The organism is uncultured Nostoc sp., assembly GCF_964245445.1.
Taxonomy (GTDB): domain Bacteria; phylum Cyanobacteriota; class Cyanobacteriia; order Cyanobacteriales; family Nostocaceae; genus Nostoc.
The window spans coordinates 1-15,707 of the sequence record NZ_CAXTNE010000057.1 but is presented as its reverse complement, the minus strand read 5'-3'; the positions used below and the strand labels follow the sequence as shown (position 1 = coordinate 15,707).

Genomic DNA, 15,707 nt, shown 5'->3' with positions numbered 1-15,707 from the left:
TTCTATAAAAATACTTAAGTAATAATATGTAAAGGTATTATTTTAGCTACTTAAATGTGTATCTACCCGCACTGGGCTTGCTTCACCTCAACTTCATGCACCTGCATATCAGTGAGATTAGAAGCTTTCAAGAGAGGTGATTTATAATTTTTGATTAAATTCACCAAACTTATATTTACATCAATCAAAATTCAGAACTTTGTCAAATAAAACAAAGATTTATAAGGGCTAATACAACCTTAAAGTAATCTCTGGTATTTTTTGTCATACACATTTTTATATATATCTGCTTTTAAGGAAGATAAAGCAATATATATAACTTTATACTGTTTTATTTTAATATTTGTACAAATAAGCAGTATAAATAAGCAAATTAAAAAAATAGTAGACACACAAAAAATGTATCAATAATTGAATGGAATAATATCGATATTAAAAATACAATAGTCAGTTATCTATTGCTTTTTTAATAAATTATTAGATAAAAAAGCTACATATCTTTTTGAAAATATTCAATAAGAAACTGATTATTGAACATTGATTATGGAATTACTTTTAATACTATTGTGAGGCACATATCTCAATGACTGATTCACAAAATCAACTGTTGTCAACATCTCTAAGTCCAATAAGTCCTCAATCCTCTCTACAAAGCATTGATCGCGTATTATCTCAAGGGAATGGACTCAAAGCAGAGTACTACGACAACATCGACTTCACCAACTTGAAGCAAACTCGCACAGATCCGACAGTCAACTTTAACTGGGGTGATAAGTCTCCAGATCCATCCATCGGTGCAGATACCTTCTCGGTGCGTTGGACGGGTCAAGTAGAAGCCAAGTACAGCGAGACTTACAACTTCTATACCACTAGTGATGATGGTGTGCGACTGTGGGTCAATGGTCAGCAAATCATCAATAAGTTTGTCAATCAATCTGCTACAGAACACAGTGGCGCGATCGCACTGGTTGCAGGTCAGAAGTACGATATTAAACTTGAGTACTACGAAAATAAATACGAGGCCGTTTCTCAACTGTCTTGGTCAAGTTCCTCTCAGACCAAAGAAATCATTCCTCAATCGCAACTGTATAGTAAGGTCACCACAGCTGGTAATGGTAACGGACTCAAAGCAGAGTACTACGACAACATCGACTTCACCAACTTGAAGCAAACTCGCACAGATCCGACAGTCAACTTTAACTGGGGTGATAAGTCTCCAGATCCATCCATCGGTGCAGATACCTTCTCGGTGCGTTGGACGGGTCAAGTAGAAGCCAAGTACAGCGAGACTTACAACTTCTATACCACTAGTGATGATGGTGTGCGACTGTGGGTCAATGGTCAGCAAATCATCAATAAGTTTGTCAATCAATCTGCTACAGAACACAGTGGCGCGATCGCACTGGTTGCAGGTCAGAAGTACGATATTAAACTTGAGTACTACGAAAATAAATACGAGGCCGTTTCTCAACTGTCTTGGTCAAGTTCCTCTCAGACCAAAGAAATTATTCCTCAGTCACAACTATATTCACCAAATATTCAGACCGTTATCACATTAGGATCATCTTCCACAACTGTCAACGAAGGTGCTGATAGTGTGACCATAACGTTATTGAGAACTGGTGATTTAAGCAGCACATCTTCAATCAAGTATGCAACCTTAGCTGGTACTGCCACAGCAGGAGTTGACTACGGAAGTGAAGGCACCGAAAGCGCTGGAACACTTATTTTTGCGTCAGGACAAAGCAGCAGACAGATATCCATTCCGATCAATGACGATTCCTTAGCAGAAGCAGATGAAACCTTCAGTTTTGTCATCGATCAGCCAGAGGGGGCAACATTAGGACTTCAAAGAACTCTCGGAATTACCATTCAAGATAATGATCGCTCTAGCCTCGATTTCAGTAAGCCAGTAGTGAATGAGGGTGACGGTACTGCTACGGTGACAGTTACACGGGGTAACACTTTGGGGGCTGCTAGCCTGGACTACATAACCGTGGATGGGACTGCTAAAGCTGGATCTGACTACCACGATGTATCCGGAACCTTGTCCTTTGCAGCAGGACAAGCCAGCAAGACCATTTCTATAGTTCTTAAGAATGACACCGTTGGGGAGGTAAATGAAACATTTACTTTGAAGTTCAGTAACGCAGTTGGAGTGCAGCTAAATACTCAACAGACAACTATCACTATTATTGATGATGACGCTGGTAACTTTGCTTTAGAGACGGTAGCTTCTGGTTTAAATCAACCTACAGCTTTTGATTGGACATCTGACGGTAAGAGCATGTTCATTGCCCAGAAAAATGGGATAGTGCGAGTCTTGAACAACGGCACTTTATTATCAACACCATTTATCGATATCTCTGGACAGGTTAATGATACGCGCGATCGCGGTCTTTTAGGCATTGCCGTACATCCAGATTTTGGCAAAGCCACAAACCCCAAAAACTACGTTTACCTGTTGTATACCTACGATCCACCAGAAACCAATCCAAACAACTCTAAAAACAATCCCAATAGCACATTAGATAATCCCGATCAGAATGGGAATCGGACTGCACGGCTAATTAGGGTAGAAGCTGACCCCAAGACTAATTACACTACTGCGATTGCTGGCAGTGAAGTTGTGTTGCTAGGTACTAATGGCACTTGGGAGAATATTAGCCACCCAGATGGAAATAGCACAAATGTCTCACTTGGCTACGCACCATCAGGAATTCTCAACAAAGATACTGGTAAGCCGTTTACCAGCTTACAGGATTATCTCAATAATCTTGATAAAGTCCAAAATGTCCAAAATTTTATAGCCAACGATAGTGAATCTCACTCAGTTGGTTCTGTGCGCTTTGGCACCGATGGTTCTCTGTTTGTAAGCTTAGGAGATGGCACTTCTTACAATGGGATAGATCCCCGAGCAATTCGTGTTCAGGATGTCAATAATCTGTCTGGTAAGATCCTGCGGATTGATGCGATTACTGGTCAAGGTTTATCAAGTAATCCTTTCTACAACGGCGATCCTAATAGCAATCGTTCCAAAGTTTATGATTTAGGTTTGCGTAACCCCTTCCGTTTCACAATTGATAAAAACACCAATACCCCCGTAATTGGTGATGTTGGCTTCGATTCTTACGAAGAGGTCAATATCGGAAAGCCAGGAGCTAACTTTGGCTGGCCATTCTATGAAGGTGGCCTTGATGCAAATGGTAATATCGTCAATCTGAAACAACCAAACTATTCTAACTTAGATGCAGCGAAAGCCTTCTATAGTAGTGGCAAATCGGTTACAGCACCAGCTTACACTTATAAGCATTTTGGTTCTAATTCGATTGTCATGGGTGACTTTTACACAGGCAATACTTTTCCCTCAATCTATCAAGATGCCTTATTCGTTGGTGATTTCAGTCAAGGAACTATTGATGCTTTGAAATTCGATAGCCAGGGTAAAATTATCTCAGTTAAGCGGTTTGCTTCTCAAGCAGACAGGCCAAATTTAGGAGTCCCTACACAAATCACCACTGGAAAGGATGGTAATCTCTACTACGCAAACTTAACCGGGGGTGAGATTGATCGCTTTCTACCTGTTTAGATAACAATTATCGAAACAAAATTCAGAATTCTGAATTCAGAATTCTGAATTTTGACTGATTTTGGTCAAGATAACTTTGTTAAAAATTCCAACAATTTTTTAGTATTTGATGTCAAGAGGGTTCGACGATAAGCATCAGCAGCTTTTTTAATCGCTTCGGCTTGAGTAGGATAAGGATGAATTACACTGCTTAACTTACTCAAACCGATTTTATTCACCATTGCCGTAGTTACTTCTGAAATCATCTCACCCGCATGACTGGCGACAATAGTTGCACCAATAATTTCATCAGACCCCTTTTTATGGTGGATTTTGAGAAATCCTGATTCTTCACCATCTGCGATCGCTCGATCTACACTACTAAAAGGTATGTTAATTGTCGTCACCTCAATACCCAATTTCTGCGCCTCGTGTTCGTATAATCCTACATGAGCAATTTCTGGATCAGTATAAGTTACCCACGGCATCACCAGACTACTGAGTTTCGAGCGTCCTATGCCAAAGGGAGAAAATAGAGTATTTTTAATCACAATTCGCGCCGCAGCATCAGCAGCATGGGTAAACTTCCAGTTCATGCAGATATCTCCAGCTGCATAAATTTTGCGATTCGTCGTCTGGAGATAATCATTTACCTTCACACCTTGCTGCTTGTCATATTCTACACCCACTGCTTCTAAATTCAGACCTTCAACATTTGGCGATCGCCCCGCACCAACTAAAATCTCATCTACTGTCACCGAATCTCGATGACCATTGGAGGAAAAGTAAAGCCGTTTCCCCTCGGTAACAGTTACCACTTCTTCCAACTTAGAATTCAGAACCACGCGAATTCCTTCGCTCATCAAAATCTTTTGCAGAATTTCAGCAGCCTCAGCATCTTCTTTATTTAGAAGATGAGAACCGCTATGGAAAAGTATCACCTCAGAACCCAAACGCCGGAAAACTTGCGCCAATTCGCAACCAATGGGGCCCCCACCAATCACCGCTAAACGTTCCGGTCGTTGAATCAGAGAAAAAACCGTCTCATTAGTTAGATAACCCGCCTTTTCAATTCCCGGAATCGACAATTGTGTAGCTCTTGCGCCTGTCGCAATTACAGCTTTTTTAAAGCGGAGAGTTTTGTCGCCAACTTCCACGGTATTTTTAGTTGCAAATCGGCCGCTACCCAAAAAGACATCGACACCCAAATTTTGAAACCGCTCCGCCGAGTCGTTGTGGCTGATACCAGCCCTTACCCGTCGCATCCTTGCCATGACTTTGGGAAAATCAACATCAATATTATGTTGGGGAATATTAACTCCCAAGTTTTGAGCATCCCAGATTTCGCCAATAACGCGAGCAGACCGAATAATAGTTTTAGATGGTACGCAACCAACATTTAAGCAATCTCCACCCATGAGATGCTTTTCAATTATCGCCACTTTTAAACCCAAATCTAGACCCGCCGCACCCGCAGCCACTACTAACCCCGCCGTACCAGCCCCAATTACTACCAAATCGTAAACATCTGCGGGTTGAGGATTAACCCAATTTGGCGGATGAACGTAAGACACCAACTTTTGGTTATACTCATCCGTTGGGCGAACAGTAACTCTCTCTAAATCTGAATTGGTCATTAACAAAACCTCTTTTAAGAATTGAAAATACTAAAGTCAACTGCCTTTTGGGGGTATTCAAAATTCAAAATTAAGAATCCCAATGAATTTAGGCGGCTCAGTCTTTTATTTTTTATGCTTGTTTAATAAGGAATACAGCCTTTGGATTGTTTTGTCCGTTTGGGAATTGACAGATACAATTGAAGCTTTGCTGTATAAACATTTCAACAATTGATAATTTAGAGCAATTTGCAGTTGAATAGACCACAGTAAAAATGTACAAGTTGTGCGCCCTTACAATTCCTCTTCTAAAGCTTTGCGCGCAATCCGGGTGACATAAACTGTCACAGCTACTGTAGCAATCAAACCCAAAATCCGAATTGCCCATTGTAAAGTTAGGTTGGTAGGTTGAGCTTCAGTACCAATCATGGCAAGATTACCTGCAAGGGAACCAATATAAACGTACATAATGGTTCCGGGAATCATGCCTACAGAGCCGATGAAGTAATCTTTAAGTGAAACTCCTGTGATGCCAAAGGCATAGTTTAATAAATTGAAAGGAAATATTGGGGACAGTCGCGTTAACAGCACAATTTTTAATCCTTCTCTACCAACCGCTTGGTCAATGGCGGCAAATTTTTTGTTATCTGCGATTTTCCGAGCAACCCAGCCCCTTGCTAAATAACGTCCCACAAGGAAAGCAGCAGTAGCGCCAAGGGTTGCACCGATAAACACGTAGAGAGAACCCCAAACTGCACCAAAAATCACACCAGCCCCCAAGGTGAGAATAGAACCTGGGAAAAAAGCGATGCTAGCGATAATATAAAGAGCAATAAAAGCTATGGCTCCCAACGCACCCAAGCTATCAATCCACTGTAACGAGTCCCGTAAAATGGCTTGAGGATTGAAAGAATTTGGATTTGCAGATTCTTGTGCCAAAGCCGCATCTGTGTTGAATGCAAAAGCACTAGCCAATATCAGTAATATTAATACAGTTAGCCTAAAAAACTTCTGTAAGTTTCTGGTATTAATACTTTTAAATATCTGAATTATTGTTAATTTTGTCATTGATTATTATTTCTTCTAATGCCACACTTTGAGCTAATGCTTTTTGAGCAACTTTTGTGATATACACAGTCACAGCAACGGTAGCAATCAACCCAATTACTCGCATTACCTATTGCCAGACTTGAGTTTCTGGAGTAGTTGGTTGATAAGAGGTGTTAATCATGGCAAAATTACCAGCTAACGAATGGAATTTAACTTCAAAAGCTCAACTTTGACCTTCTGAGGCTCGACGTTGACCTTCTGAGGCTCAACTTTGACCTTCTGAGGCTCAACTTTGACCTTCTGAGGCTCAATGTTGACCATAAATAAAAAGGTACAGAGCAAGTAAATTTATTTATGGGCTTGGTAAATTTTTGACTTTTGACTTTTGACTTTTGACTTCCCCAAAGGGGCTGAGGCTCAATGTTGAAACTTACACCTCAAATCTAATGCCCCTAAAATATACTACCCACATGAGAAACAGCTTAAATTCTCTTAAATTTTTCTCGGCGATACCAGTGACAAATTCGCTCAGGTGAAACGCCGAGTAAATAAGCAATAATTACTATTTGATTAAGCAGCGTAGTTTTAAACACTCCCTTTTGTAACCATCTACGGGCTGAGGTAACAACTGGTGTGGGAATAATTACAATCCGTCCGATGCGTTTTAAACGACGCATGAGTTCAAAGTCTTCCATGATAGGCAATTCAGGAAAATTGCCAATTTGCTGAAATACTGCTTTTGTTAAAAAAATTGCTTGGTCACCATAGGGCATTTGGTAAAAATGCGATCGCACATTTATTCCCCACTCTACCCATCGTAAACTTAAAAGTGATGTATCAATCCGCAACTTAAATGCACCAGCTACAGTCCCAGGCTGTTGTAGGGCTGTGCGAACCATGTCATCAAACCCAGTCGGTAAACAGGTATCTGCATGGAGAAACAGCAGAATCTCGCCGTTAGCAGCTACAGCACCCGTATTCATTTGCACAGCACGACCGGGAGACGATGAGATAACTTTGACACCTAAAGACTGAGCGATCGCTACAGTATCATCATCAGAGCCACCATCTACCACAATTACTTCTATATTTGTATTGGGTTGAGTAGTTGCAATTGCCTCTTTAATATTCTCTGCTTCATTAAGAGTCGGAATAATAATAGAAATTCTAGCTGTGTTAATATTCTGACTCATGATTGCTAAGTTGTACGTTGGTTTACCCAGCGTACGGCCTCAATAGCAGATGCGAACCGCATAGACACCCTAGAAACGCGCACTTCCCCCGTATTGGGATTTGTCGCTTTGAGGAACTGCATAGGCTGGACATTAACTCGCTCTCTAACGATACGTAACAACTTGTATTCTTCCCAGGAGTCAATTTCGACTGTGTTCATTTTTTCTAATAAGTTTACCCAGCCGATATCATCGAGTTTAAGCGTGCGTTCGAGCTTTAGTTTTCCGTGGTGTGAATACAAGTTATATCCATCTGCAAACGCTATAGCAGGTGTATCTTCGGCGTGGAGATGGTTATTGCTATCAATACTGATTGTGATCGAATGGTTGGAGATAATCGCAATATTCTTAAAAAAGAAAGTCCAGCCACAATTCTTAACAAACTCTTCTAAAATTAATATTTTATTTTGAAATTGGTGATAGTTTAAACTATGAATACAAAAGTCAAAATAACTACCTCCTGCGATTAAAGTTTCAGGTTTTCGGCACGAAGAAAATATATTTTTAATAAAGTGGTGAGCGTCCTTACCAAACTGTTGTTCAAAAACATCTTGCCACTGCTTTTCTAGCTGTTTTTGAAGTAAATTGGCATACTCTTGTGCCAAATAATTGTCAAACAATGGACGTAAATTTGTTTGTAAATCAACGGCTAGTCGCACGAGCAAATCTGATTGTAAATTACTGTAAATTCTGCTCCAATAGGAACTATCTATGGCATTACCTAGAATTGTGTAGGAATTAATTTTGAGTAAATTCCAGATGTAGTCCAACGCAGCGTTAGGGCTATCAACGATAATTATTTCAGGTTCCGTGAGTTCTAGTGCAGTATATATTGCTCGAACTGCATCTGTTGCGTGTTGTTGGTTGATGCGTTCAGTGGATAGCCCAATGTGTTGCCATTTTTCTCGATATCGGGGTATGAATGCACGTTGTTCTGGTGTCAGATAGTCGGCGGACATAGCAGGTATGCGATACAGTGGCTATTTTGTATTAAAGCAGGTTATTTGACTTGGTTAGTAGAATTTAAGAAAAAGCCACTCTACTGGTTTAAAAATGTCACCAAGCGATAGTTTGCGAGAAACGCAAGCGAAAATGCAGGAATATATCGATAACGGAGTTAAATTAGGCTGGTTAATTAATCCGAAAATGCGTCAGGTAGAAATCTATCGTATTGGTAAACCAATCGAAATACTAGCATCTCCACAAGAATTATCAGGAGAAGATATTTTACCAGGATTTATTTTAAATTTACAAATAATCTGGGGATAAATATTTGCATTTGCGATGCCTGCGGCGGGCTGCGCCTACGCAATTTCATAACAAGTTGCCGTTACCACACAAACTTGTGTTGTTCAGATCATAGTATTTATGGAAACCACCAGCTATTTGTATTGCTGTAAAACTGAAACCGTCCAAAGCCGAGAAATTGTCCGTGGGATTTCTCACCCACTGGGAACGCTGTGACACCCAATAAGTAGACACCAGAAATGCTGGGATTACTCACAGGGCGGAGGGCGATTGTAACTGTCTGTCCCGGAGTCACAGGCGGATCAAAGTTCACAGTAACTGTTCGTGTCTTGCGTTCTGCTGTGACTGGGCCTAGTGTTAGCCGAGATTCTTTGCGATCGCGAGTTCCGACAAATGCGCGGGTATCCTTAAGCTTGTAGTCGATGTTTTCTGCTCCCTGCTTCTGTGCGATCGTTACTTTCTGGAGGGATTCTCCAGCATTCTCCGGCACGTTAATAGTAAAATAATAAGTTCCGCCCCAAACATTCACATCTTTGTAAGTAGTTGTCGCTTTAACAAGTTTTGGCGGTTCGACAAAGTAGACTGTACCATCTCTAAGCTGCACCGCTTGAGTCACCGGAACGGCAACTCCTCCCATGCTTATTGCTAACGAGAGTGTTATCCCAAACAAAGTTGCAACACGCATAATAATTCAGATATAAAAAACGCACTTATTTCAATTCTAATTCTTTGGGAATGAGCGACTTGGGAATAATAGAAGCTTGTTTTTCCCCATCATAAGATTTCGTGTACCACCAAGCCCAAGCAATTAAAACTGCTTGAAGAGGAAGCCTGACTACGTGTACCCAAGGTGAATTAGGTATATGTTCAATCTTGATAAGGTTAACCGCCATATTAATATTGGCAGGGTAAACAGCAATAAAAAGAATAAGAAGTCCCCAAGCAGCAGCTTGACTTACAGGCGGGACTAATAAACCGATACCACCCAAAATTTCATAAAAACCACTGAGATAAACTAATCCTAAAGGATAAGGTAGTTGCGGCGGCACAATTTTGACATATTCTCCTGGAACAATAAAGTGTGTCACTCCAACCACAATAATGCATATCGCAAGGATGACTCGTAATATTTCCTTATATTTATTCATGAGTTTTGCCTGATTTATATACTTGTTCCTATTACTTTAGTTTGATTTATGGATGTTAATCTGTCTTGAGTCAACAGGAGGAGAATCAGCAAATTTTTCCAAAATCCCATTTAATTAAGAGATTTATCTAATTGCCCATCACATCTTACAGCGATGTGAGCGATTATTTAATGTTCGCGTCGCTTAGTATAATATCATCTCAGGTTTATTTGATGGTAATAATTTAGTAGTCAATTCATTACCTGTTATTAATTATTCATAAAAAACATGAGCGATGCCTTTAACCGACTTGCACCCTTCATCCAAGAATATATTTATCATCACCAGTGGACTGAATTACGACCAGTTCAAATTGCCGCTTGTCAAGTTATATTTGACACTGATGCTCATTTGCTAGTTACTGCTGCAACTGCTGCGGGTAAAACAGAAGCAGCTTTTCTACCAGTTTTGACTTTATTACATGCTAACCCTGCTGCAACTGTAGGGGTATTATATATAAGTCCAATCAAAGCTTTAATTAATGATCAATTTGAGCGCCTAAACGACTTACTTAAAGAAGCAGATATTCCAGTTTGGCACTGGCACGGTGATGTTTCTCAAACTCGAAAAAACAAACTTTTAAAAAATCCTCAAGGTATTCTACAAATTACACCAGAATCTCTAGAAAGCTTGTTAATAAACAAAAATAACGACCTCCTTCGCCTATTTGGTGATTTAAGATTTGTCATCATTGACGAGATTCACGCCTTTATGGGTTCCGAACGCGGTTGTCAAATTATTTGCCAATTACAACGTTTAGCAAAGTTAACGCAAAAGCAACCGCGCCGTATTGGTTTGTCGGCAACTCTTGGTGATTACTCAATAGCTGAAGATTGGTTGCGTTCAGGAACAGATAAGCCAGTGATTACACCGCAAACTGACGGTATAAAACGCCAAATTAAACTAGCTGTAGAACATTTTTATATTACTGATGAAGTAGATGAATCAGATGTAACAGCTTATGAAAAATATATTTTCAACCTCAGCCAATCTAGCAAATGTCTGATATTCGCTAATAATCGCACACAAACTGAATCTGTAATAGCATCTTTGCGAAAAATTGCCACAGAACAAAGGTTACCAGATATATATCATGTGCATCATGGGAGTATATCTGCTAGCTTGCGGCAAGCTGCTGAAAATGCGATGCGTGAACCCAACAATCCAGCAGTTACCGCCGCCACTCTGACTTTAGAATTAGGCATAGATATCGGTCATTTAGAGCGAGTTATTCAGTTAGAATCACCCTTGTCTGTAGCTAGCTTTTTACAGCGTTTAGGACGTAGTGGCAGAAGAGGTAAATCTACCGATATGCGCTTTATCTGTGCTGAAGAGAAACCATTATCAGAAGCTTCTCTACCGGAGCAAATACCCTGGCAACTTTTGCAGTCTATTGCTATCATTCAACTTTATTTAGAGGAAAAATGGATTGAACCAATCAGACCGATTAAATATCCTTTAAGTTTGCTTTATCACCAAACAATGAGTATTTTAACAGCAGCAGGGGAAATTTCACCTAATGCCTTAGCTAAACAAATTTTTAGCTTGCCGCCCTTTGCTGCTATTTTAAAAGATGATTTTCAATTATTGCTACGCTATTTAATTGATATTGGTCATATTCAGCATACTGAGCAAGGTAAATTAATCCTAGGTTTGGCAGGAGAAAAGATTGTGAGAAAATTCCAGTTTTATGCTGTCTTTGCTGAACAGCAAGAATATATTGTTAAGCAAGGTGCAACGCAAATTGGCAGTATCGTCACACCGCCTGCTGTTGGAAATCAATTTGCTTTAGCTGGGAGAACTTGGGAAGTCGTAGAAGTTGACTTTAAAAAGAAAGCTATTTTTGTTAAACAAGCCGAGGGTAAAGCTAGTATTTATTGGCGTGGTACTGGTGGTACTATTCATACCAAGGTTTTGCAACGAATGCAACAAGTTCTATTTGAAAATGTCGAGTACAGCTATTTACAAAAAAATGCTTTGCAACGTTTACGTAAAGTTCGCCAATTAGTGCAGCAGGTAGGATTAGATAAACAAAATATATTGCAATTAGAAAAGGGTAAATGCTGCATTTTTCCCTGGATGGGTACGATTGCTTACCGCACTTTAGAAAGATTAATCAATTACTACTGTCGAGAATCGTTGGAAATTACAAGTATTGGCGGAGTAAATCCCTATTATTTAACAATTAAATTAGGCAAGGATAAATTTAAATATCTTTATCACGAAATTGCTTCATTGTGTGAGCAAAGAATTAGCTCAGAAGATTTACTCAGTACTTCAGAAGCACCGGAAATTCAAAAGTATGATCAGTTTATTCCTCATTCACTTTTACGAAAAGCTTTTGCTAGCGATTCTTTAGATATGAAAGAACTTAAACAGCAAGTGGCACTTTGGAGAGAATAAAATATAGCATAATAGTTAAATTATCTGTAAATTTCTATATCCCGCTTTTGTCACTCTCCGGAAACAAAAATCAAAAGCAATGTTTAAAACTTTGACTGTGACTGGGTTTGTGACTTTATTTTCTAATATGATAAACATTCTCATTGCTTTAGACTGAAACCCTTATGTGGCAATGATTCTAGATTTTTATCTATGGAAAGTGACAGAAGAGGGATATAGCCATTTTCAATCCGGTGAGGTACAGGTAGGCAAATAGACCTAACCCCCTAACCCCCTTCCCGCTTTGGGAAGGGGGAAAATTTCAAAGCCTCTCTCCTTTTAGGAGAGAGGTCAAAATTGTACCTCACTGGGTCGAGAATCACTATAATTCCTTAAAATCATAATTAGGTAATCCAAGAACATCAGTTTGGAGAGCAAACAAATCACCAGAGTAGAAACTTTTTTCGATGTCTGCTTGGCTGAGTCCAACTGAAGCAGTGGTTATGTAAAGTGTTTGCAAATCTTTGCCGCCAAAAGTACAGCTAGTTGGCACTTGCACAGGTAGCTTTATCCGCAATATCTCTTCACCCTTGGGATTGAAACGAATCACACACCATCCATCCCACATAGCTGACCAAATATGTCCTTCACTGTCTATTGTCAACCCATCTGGATGGAAGGATTCATGAGTTAAATCAACAAAAATCCGGCGATTACTAATATTTCCTGTTACTGGATTAAAGTCATAAGCATATATTTTTTGCTGAGGAGAATCTGTTAAGTAAAATGTCTTTTGATCTGGACTCCACCCTAAACCATTAGAAATAGTCAATCCAGTTTCCATTACATGCAATGAACCATCATTGTCATAGCGATAAAGGCTAGCCTGGGGTTTTTCCAAAGAGCACATTGAACCGAACCAGAAACGTCCTTGAAAGTCACATTTACCATCATTAAAACGATTATCTGGTAGATGTCCTTCAAGTTCTAAAATTGGGGTAACTTCACCTGTCTGGGTGTTGAGGAATGCCAGGTGATGACGCAGTGCCATAATTAATCTATCTGCACCTGCTGTTGCGATCGCACCTACGACATCTCCCACATCAAAAAAGCTGTTTTTCCCTGTAGCAGGATTGAACTGATGCACCCGATGGTTAAAAATATCGACCCAGTATAGTAGGTTTTGGGTAGAGTCCCAGATGGGGCCTTCACCTAAACGCGCGCGGGCTTCTAGAACATTGTGTAGTGGATATTGCAGTTCGTTCATTTTATCAACCAATAACACCAATTACAGAAAGTAATTTCAGTTATAAGCTTCTTTTTGGCTGATTTAACAGTTTCCGTTTGATAAGTGAACCCAAGCCTAAGCCACCCAAAACCATAAGACTTAATGTCGAAGAAGATTCGGGGACAGCGACATTTACTTTGATGTTGTCCAGTATAAAACCTTCATTAAAAAAAGAAAATGTACCGCCGCGAAAGCCCTGGAACTTTAGCGAGAGTAAAGATGTTGTACTCCAAGCCGCATCTAATACTGCTGCTTCAAAATCAGCAACACCTCCAGGGCCATCGTTTATACCATCAATAAATAACACCTGGGCGAGCGTTCCGCCACCTATAACATTACCCGTCAATTGAATCCGATCTGCATTGAATATTGAGGTATTTGTAAACTCAGCAATATCAAGAGCAAGCAATTGGAAAGGTAAACCTTTATCGTTACTTAAATTCACTGGTTGGGTTCTCGTACCTCCTGAACCAACGCCCGCACCAAAACCTGAAATAGTCAGAGTTTTAGTACCATTTGCAGCACAATTGGGACTGCAAGGATTACCATTTATAAGTGTACCGAGTCCTGGATCTTCAGCTGATACAAATGTAAATCCTCGGCTAGAGAGACTAGTAACGCCAAAATTTGCAATAAGATCGGTATCCTCAAAATCAATATTGATTTGAGCCGCATTCGCGCGTTGGAAAATACCAAATGCGAAAACTATAACAGACGCTAATCTAATAACTGTTGTGTTCATGGCTTGATCTCACCTGCAAGTGCGTAAAAGTATTGTATTGGCGAAGCATGACAGCTTTACAACTCAATATCAAGGTACAGGACATTGAGTACTGCGGCATTGTCGCAGGCATCTGTAATGAGATGAGTCTTAATAAAGCAAATCAATCGAGAAAACATACGAAGGTATCGAACGCTTGTGGTTACGTTGGTACGATGAAACGGTAAATTGGATTTCTACGCAGCTAGAACAAGAAAGACGACGGGCTGATAAATTAGCAGCAAAATTGCGCGAATTGGGTATCAATCCAGATGAAATATAAGGCTCAGATTCCCAACTTCTCTAAAAAGTCGGGAATCTTGTTGTTAAACAGCTTGTAAAATCTCCTCATCTACAGAGAAATCAACATCAGCTTTATCTTTTGCATTAGCCAAATAATCATTTTCCAGAGAATCTTGTAACCCAGAAATTAAATCATATTCAGGATGCCAGTTTAATTCTGTTTGTGCTTTGTTCACCGAAGCAAAGAAATGCTGCACTCGCATCGGAAAAGCTTTGCGCTTGCCGAAATCAAACTTTTTCGGGTCGTAATGGACGATTTTAATAGCATCAGGTGATTTGCCAGCCGCCACAGCACTAGCACGCGCTAAACCATCAAAAGTGACAAAGCGATCGCCAGATATATTATAAATCTGTCGTATGGCTTGTTCATTGCTCACAACCTGAGTCAAAGCTTTTGCCAAGTCTTTTACATGACCGAACTGGGTGATATGCAAGCCATTTCCGGGGATGGGAATGGGGCGATCGCGCACAATTCTGTCAAAAAACCAGCCTTCCAACTCATTATAATTACGAGGTCCGTAAATATAAGTAGGACGAATAGAGGTAAAAGGCAATCCCAATTGAGTCATATAAGCTTCTGTTTCATGTTTACCCTTATGGCGACTTTTAGGATCTACTGGATCGCCTTCTACATGGGGCAATTGGTCAGATTTGAGATACACCCCCGCAGAACTCATATAGACAAAATGTTGCACTCGGTCTTGAAAAATCTCTGCTAGTGGTTGAGTATCAGTAAGTTCCCGCCCGTTATTGTCAAAAATGACATCAAAGTTTTCTTGTGATAACTTTGCCTTTAATTGAGTTGCATCAGTGCGATCGCCTATAATTTGTCCTACTCCCTCTAAAGAAGGTGCTGGCCGATTTCCCCGATTGAACAGCACCACCTTATGTCCTTGTTCCACTAGTAGTTGAGTCAAATAGACACCAATGAACCGAGTACCACCCATAATTAGAATTCGCATAAATTCACCATTTCTATATCAGTTGTTGTCAAGGGAGTAGGGAGTAGGGAGTGGGGAGTAAGGTAAAAGCAGGGGAGGCAGGGGAAGAATAACTATTGGTATTTCCCATTC

Annotated in this window: 13 protein-coding genes and 1 pseudogene; 4 read left to right on the top strand and 10 right to left on the bottom strand. The window is 40.1% G+C overall.

What is annotated here, in order from left to right; translation table 11 throughout:
- Positions 1–583: 583 nt before the first annotated feature.
- Positions 584–3,589, top strand: coding sequence for a PA14 domain-containing protein (locus ACFE90_RS12635; protein ID WP_375500949.1), 3,006 nt, complete (start codon positions 584–586; stop codon positions 3,587–3,589).
- Positions 3,590–3,654: 65 nt separating this feature from the next.
- On the opposite strand, the gene ACFE90_RS12630 is transcribed toward ACFE90_RS12635, so the two are convergent.
- From ACFE90_RS12630 to ACFE90_RS12610, 5 genes are all read right to left on the bottom strand, one after another.
- The gene (locus ACFE90_RS12630; RefSeq protein WP_375500947.1) at positions 3,655–5,205 is read right to left on the bottom strand and encodes a mercuric reductase; all 1,551 of its coding nucleotides are present in this window, start codon (positions 5,203–5,205) and stop codon (positions 3,655–3,657) included.
- A 273-nt stretch (positions 5,206–5,478) separates the two neighbouring features.
- Positions 5,479–6,252 (bottom strand): TVP38/TMEM64 family protein, encoded by a 774-nt coding sequence (locus tag ACFE90_RS12625; protein WP_375500945.1) that lies wholly within the window; start codon positions 6,250–6,252, stop codon positions 5,479–5,481.
- The gene (locus tag ACFE90_RS12620) at positions 6,221–6,358 is read right to left on the bottom strand and encodes a hypothetical protein (RefSeq protein WP_375500943.1); all 138 of its coding nucleotides are present in this window, start codon (positions 6,356–6,358) and stop codon (positions 6,221–6,223) included. The genes ACFE90_RS12625 and ACFE90_RS12620 overlap by 32 nt, the downstream gene beginning before the upstream one ends.
- A 358-nt stretch (positions 6,359–6,716) precedes the next feature.
- A complete protein-coding gene (locus ACFE90_RS12615; RefSeq protein ID WP_375500941.1) occupies positions 6,717–7,427 on the bottom strand; it encodes a TIGR04283 family arsenosugar biosynthesis glycosyltransferase in 711 nt (236 codons plus the stop codon).
- A gap of 5 nt (positions 7,428–7,432) precedes the next feature.
- Positions 7,433–8,425 (bottom strand): DUF6745 domain-containing protein, encoded by a 993-nt coding sequence (locus ACFE90_RS12610; protein ID WP_375500939.1) that lies wholly within the window; start codon positions 8,423–8,425, stop codon positions 7,433–7,435.
- A gap of 94 nt (positions 8,426–8,519) precedes the next feature.
- On the opposite strand from ACFE90_RS12610, the pseudogene ACFE90_RS12605 reads away from it, so the two are divergent.
- Positions 8,520–8,735, top strand: a pseudogene (locus ACFE90_RS12605) (Uma2 family endonuclease); the annotation flags it as partial.
- Positions 8,736–8,832: 97 nt separating this feature from the next.
- Here the strand turns inward: ACFE90_RS12605 and ACFE90_RS12600 are convergent.
- A complete protein-coding gene (locus tag ACFE90_RS12600; protein ID WP_375500937.1) occupies positions 8,833–9,399 on the bottom strand; it encodes a DUF2808 domain-containing protein in 567 nt (188 codons plus the stop codon).
- 25 nt (positions 9,400–9,424) lie between these two features.
- The gene (locus ACFE90_RS12595; protein ID WP_375500935.1) at positions 9,425–9,862 is read right to left on the bottom strand and encodes a DoxX family protein; all 438 of its coding nucleotides are present in this window, start codon (positions 9,860–9,862) and stop codon (positions 9,425–9,427) included.
- A gap of 267 nt (positions 9,863–10,129) precedes the next feature.
- On the opposite strand from ACFE90_RS12595, the gene ACFE90_RS12590 reads away from it, so the two are divergent.
- Positions 10,130–12,304 carry a DEAD/DEAH box helicase gene (locus tag ACFE90_RS12590; RefSeq protein WP_375500933.1) on the top strand — a complete coding sequence of 725 codons (2,175 nt, stop codon included), beginning with the start codon at positions 10,130–10,132 and terminating at the stop codon, positions 12,302–12,304.
- 361 nt (positions 12,305–12,665) lie between these two features.
- Here ACFE90_RS12590 and ACFE90_RS12585 read toward each other — a convergent pair whose 3' ends face one another.
- Together ACFE90_RS12585 and ACFE90_RS12580 are read right to left on the bottom strand one after the other, a co-directional pair.
- Positions 12,666–13,550: an SMP-30/gluconolactonase/LRE family protein gene (locus tag ACFE90_RS12585; protein ID WP_375500931.1), complete on the bottom strand. Its 885-nt coding sequence runs from the start codon at positions 13,548–13,550 to the stop codon at positions 12,666–12,668.
- A 40-nt stretch (positions 13,551–13,590) separates the two neighbouring features.
- Positions 13,591–14,313, bottom strand: coding sequence for a hypothetical protein (locus tag ACFE90_RS12580; protein ID WP_375500929.1), 723 nt, complete (start codon positions 14,311–14,313; stop codon positions 13,591–13,593).
- Positions 14,314–14,488: 175 nt separating this feature from the next.
- Between ACFE90_RS12580 and ACFE90_RS12575 the strand changes: the two genes are divergently transcribed.
- Entirely contained in the window at positions 14,489–14,614 is a 126-nt protein-coding gene (locus ACFE90_RS12575) for a hypothetical protein (protein ID WP_375500927.1), read from the top strand.
- A 43-nt stretch (positions 14,615–14,657) separates the two neighbouring features.
- Here the strand turns inward: ACFE90_RS12575 and ACFE90_RS12570 are convergent, their stop codons facing one another.
- On the bottom strand, positions 14,658–15,596 hold the full coding sequence (locus ACFE90_RS12570; RefSeq protein WP_375500925.1) for an NAD-dependent epimerase/dehydratase family protein: 939 nt from the start codon (positions 15,594–15,596) through the stop codon (positions 14,658–14,660).
- Positions 15,597–15,707: the final 111 nt, after the last annotated feature.